Genomic DNA, 3,814 nt, shown 5'->3' with positions numbered 1-3,814 from the left:
TCTCCACGATGTCCGCGGTCATGGCCGTCCCCGACGGCCACCGGGACGCCGGCCGGGTCTTCGGGGCCTCCCCCTGGCAGATGTTCCGCCACGTCCTGCTCCCGGCCTCCTTGCCCGCCGTCCTGGTCGGCGCGCGGATCGCGGCGGGCGTGGCGGTCCTGGTGATCGTCGCCTCCGAGCAGATCGCCGCGACGGACGGCCTGGGCCATCTGATCTTCGACTCCCGCGCCCTCTTCCAGAACGACGTGATGTTCGTCGGCATCGTCTGCGTCGCCGCCCTGGGCGTGCTTTTCTCCGAACTGGTCCGGTTCGTCGGCCGGTTGCTCACCCCGTGGGCACCACGCGACCGGGGACGGGGGCAGGCATGAGGGCACGTACGTACGGCCTCGCCCTGCTCGCGGGCGCGCTGCTGGCCTCGGCCGCCTGCTCGTCGCCGTCCCCCGGGCCATCGCAGCCCAAAGCCGACACGGCGACGCGCACGATCCGCCCGGTCCAGGGCTGCGGCACCGCGTCCTGGACGGACCCCGCCGACCGCGCCCCTGACCGCACCCCGGCCCGCTGCCGCCCGGGCTCCCCGGCCCCGCAACGGCTCGCCGAGCCCCGGAAGCTGACGATCGCGACGGGCACGCTGAGCGCGGAGTACGTGGCACCGCTGCGGGTCGCGCTCGACAAGGGCGAATTCGAGAAGGAGGGCCTGGACGTCACGCTGAAGGTGCTGCCGACGCCCGAGGCCCTCCCGCTGCTGGCCAAGGGCGAGATCGACGCGCTCTGGGCGGCCCCGGAGGCGGCTGTCATGAACGGCATCCGCGGCGGCTTCGTCATCCGCTGGGTCGCGGGGAACTTCTCCCCCGGCCCGAAGTCCAAGAGCGGCCTGTGGGTCCGGCTGAAGGACGGCGAGACGCCGGCCGCCGTCCGGATGGCCGACCGGACACTCGGCACGATGATCGGCAAGGGCTCGGTGATCGCCTACCCCATGGAGCAGGCCCTGGAGCAGCACGGCGGCGGCCTCGACCGGATCCGCTACCAGCAACTGGGCTCGGCGGACGTCCTCACGGCCCTGCGGAACGGCGGCGTCGACTCCGCGTGGCTGCTGGACCCGGTGTGGCGCCGCGTCGACGGCGAGCCGGGCTACGCATTCCTGGGCGGCCAGCCACCCGGCGAGCCCCTGGGCGGCATGCTCTACGGCCCGAGCCTGCTGAACGACGACGTGGACGCGGGGGTGGCCCTGCTGCGGGCGTACATCCGCACGGTGAACACGTACTTCGCGGCCGACTACAAGAAGAACGAGAGGTATGTCACATACCTTGGGGATCTCCTGAAGACGGACGCGGCGATCCTCCGCTCCACCCCGTCCCTGCGCATGGACTGGGAGATCCGCACCGGCACAACGGCCCGTCTCCATGCGGCCTACCGGGCACAGGGCGTGGCGAAGGACGACGCGCTCCCCGAGTCCCGGACCGTGAACCGTTCTCTCTACGAGGAGGCGGTGGGGCACCGCCCCTGAACACACACCGAGGGCCGGAACCCTTTTGGATTCCGGCCCTCGGCCTTCAGTAGCGGGGACAGGATTTGAACCTGCGACCTCTGGGTTATGAGCCCAGCGAGCTACCGAGCTGCTCCACCCCGCGTCGTTGAATGCAACGTTACGTGAACGCAGAGGCCGGATGCAAATCGCTTAACGCCGAGCCCGGGCTGCGGGCAGCAGCGAGCACCTCGCAGCCCACCGGGCATCACGCCGACAGCTCCTGCCGAAGCGCGTCCCGCAACCGAGCCGCCCGCTCCGCCACCGACGCCGGACCCAACGACACCGCCCGGTCGGCCCACCGCTGCCCCTCAGCCAGCTCCCCCCGACGCGCGTAGACCAGGGCCAGCCGCAACGCCGCCCGCCCATGCCCCGCATCGGCCGCCCGCGTCCACCACACCGCCGCCTCGGGCTCGCTGCCCTCCCGGGCCAGCAGCAGCCCCAGATTGAACGCGCCGTTGCGGGACCCGGCCTCGGCCGCCTCCCGGTACCACCGGGCCGCCTCGACGACGTCCCCCCGGGCCGCTGCGTGCATGCCGACCCGCACCTGCGCCCGCCGGTGCCCCTGCGAGGCCGCCCGCTCGTACCACTCCTCGCACTCGCTCCGCTGGTGCACCGGCTCCCCGAGCTCGTGCGCGGGCTCCGGCGGCCGGCGCGCGTCGAGCACGGTCGCCAGCCGGTACGCGGCCTCGGCGCTCCCGCCCCCGGCCGCACACCGCAGGTGCCGCTCGGCCTCCTGGTCGTCGCCGTCCCGCAGCAGCGCCATGCCGACCTGCAGCGCGGCCTCCGTGTGCCCTGCGGCGGCGGCCCGCTCGTACCAGCGCAGCGCGGCCTGCTCCTCGCCCCGTCCGGCGTGGAGGATGCCCAGGTTGAAGGCGGCGTCCACGCTCCCTGCCTCCGCGGCCTTGGAGAACCACGGCTCCGCGCCCGTCTCGTCCCCGGCCCGCAGCAGCAGGATCGCCAGCGCGTTCGCGGCCTCCTGGTGCCCGGCGTAGGCCGCGCGCCGGTACCACTGCTCGGCGTGCGGGGTGCGCCCCTGCTCGACGCAGAGCAGCCCGAGGTTGTACGCGCCGTTGACGTCGCCCGCGTCCATCGCCGCCCGGTACCACCGCTCGGCGGTCTGGGTCTCGCCCCGCTCGGCGTGCAGCGCGCCCAGCGCGTTCGCCGCGTTGCCGTCGCCGTCCTGAGCGGCCCGCAGCCACCACACGGCGGCGTTCTCGGTGTCGCCCGCGTCGCGCAGCAGGAATCCGAGCGCGCATGCGGCCCGCGCCTCGCCGTCCTTGGCGGACGTCAGGTACCAGCGCCCGGCCTCCTTGAGCTGGCCGCGCTTCTCCAGGATCGTCCCGAGGTGCAGCGCGGCCCGCCGGTGCCCGCGCGCGGCGGCCTGCCGGTACCACTGCTCGGCCTCGTCCGGCACGGGTGCGCCGTCGTCGTCGGCCTCGCGGGCCGCCTTGCGGTCCAGCGCCCGCGCCAGCCGGTACGCCGCCTCCCGGTGCCCGCGCTCGGCCGCGGCCCGCATCCAGCGCTCGGCCCCGGCGTCACCGCGGTGCTCCAGCAGGTCGGCGAGGGCGTACGCGCCCAGGGTGTGGCCCTGTTCCGCGGACTGGCGCAGCCAGTACTCGGCGGCGGGTTCGTCGCCGCGCTCGCGGTGGTGCCGACCGAGGGCGTGCGCGGCCGCCGTGGATCCGGCGACGGCGGCGATCCGCCACCATCCGGCGGCCTCGTCGGCGTATCCCCGCTGGTGGAGAAGGACTCCCAGGTTGTTGGCCGCGGCCCGGTCGCCCGCGGCGGTGGCGGCACGCAGATGAGGTTCGGCACCGTCGAGATCACCACGGCGCAGCAGCATGGCCCCGAGGACACTCATCGCCTCGACGTCGCCGGCCTCGGCGGCGAGCCGCTGACGCAGCTCCTCGGCTGCCTCATCGGCGATTTCCCCGGTCTCGTCCGGGGTGTCGGTGTCCTCCCGGCTGGAAGGCTGCACAAAACGCCCTGTCTCGAACAGAGTTGCCTTGTCCCCCATAACGTCCATCGTCGCACCACCTGCAACCTGGGTACACCTGGTATACCGCAGCCATTGAGGTCACTACAGCGTTTTGTCGACATGCCCACAGAGAGACAAGTCAAACACAGATTGCCCAACTCCCCCGGCGGCACGGCCGCAGCCCGCACCAGCACATGCGTTCACACATCACGAAGGCCCCGATTGCGGTGTGGTATACGGGCCGTCGATGTCGCTCCCTCACTCGGACGTCGCGATTTCAGTAGCGGGGACAGGATTTGAACCAGCGGCCA

Annotated in this window: 3 protein-coding genes and 1 tRNA gene; 2 read left to right on the top strand and 2 right to left on the bottom strand. The window is 73.2% G+C overall.

What is annotated here, in order from left to right; all coding sequences use genetic code 11:
- Together ACFTZL_RS42450 and ACFTZL_RS42445 are read left to right on the top strand one after the other, a co-directional pair.
- Positions 1-368, top strand: a 368-nt coding sequence (locus ACFTZL_RS42450) for an ABC transporter permease (protein ID WP_382595232.1), incomplete at its 5' end; no start/stop codon positions are given.
- Positions 365-1,504, top strand: a complete 1,140-nt coding sequence (locus tag ACFTZL_RS42445; protein ID WP_382595229.1) for an ABC transporter substrate-binding protein — start codon at positions 365-367, stop codon at positions 1,502-1,504. The genes ACFTZL_RS42450 and ACFTZL_RS42445, both read left to right, overlap by 4 nt.
- Before the next feature lie 50 nt (positions 1,505-1,554).
- On the opposite strand, the gene ACFTZL_RS42440 is transcribed toward ACFTZL_RS42445, so the two are convergent.
- Together ACFTZL_RS42440 and ACFTZL_RS42435 are read right to left on the bottom strand one after the other, a co-directional pair.
- Positions 1,555-1,628, bottom strand: a tRNA-Met gene (locus ACFTZL_RS42440).
- Between the two features lie 102 nt (positions 1,629-1,730).
- Complete coding sequence (locus ACFTZL_RS42435; RefSeq protein WP_382595227.1) at positions 1,731-3,551, bottom strand: tetratricopeptide repeat protein; 1,821 nt, start codon at positions 3,549-3,551, stop codon at positions 1,731-1,733.
- Positions 3,552-3,814: the final 263 nt, after the last annotated feature.

It is taken from the genome of Streptomyces sp. NPDC056948 (assembly GCF_042674225.1).
Classification (GTDB): domain Bacteria; phylum Actinomycetota; class Actinomycetes; order Streptomycetales; family Streptomycetaceae; genus Streptomyces; species Streptomyces purpurascens.
Note: the sequence above shows the minus strand (reverse complement) of the source record. Positions and strands in the feature narration are given on the sequence as shown.

Coding starts and splice junctions, on each gene's coding strand:
- ACFTZL_RS42435 (WP_382595227.1), bottom strand. CDS start 3,551: ATGGACGTTATGGGGGACAAGGCAACTCTGTTCGAGACAGGGCGTTTT.
- ACFTZL_RS42445 (WP_382595229.1), top strand. CDS start 365: ATGAGGGCACGTACGTACGGCCTCGCCCTGCTCGCGGGCGCGCTGCTG.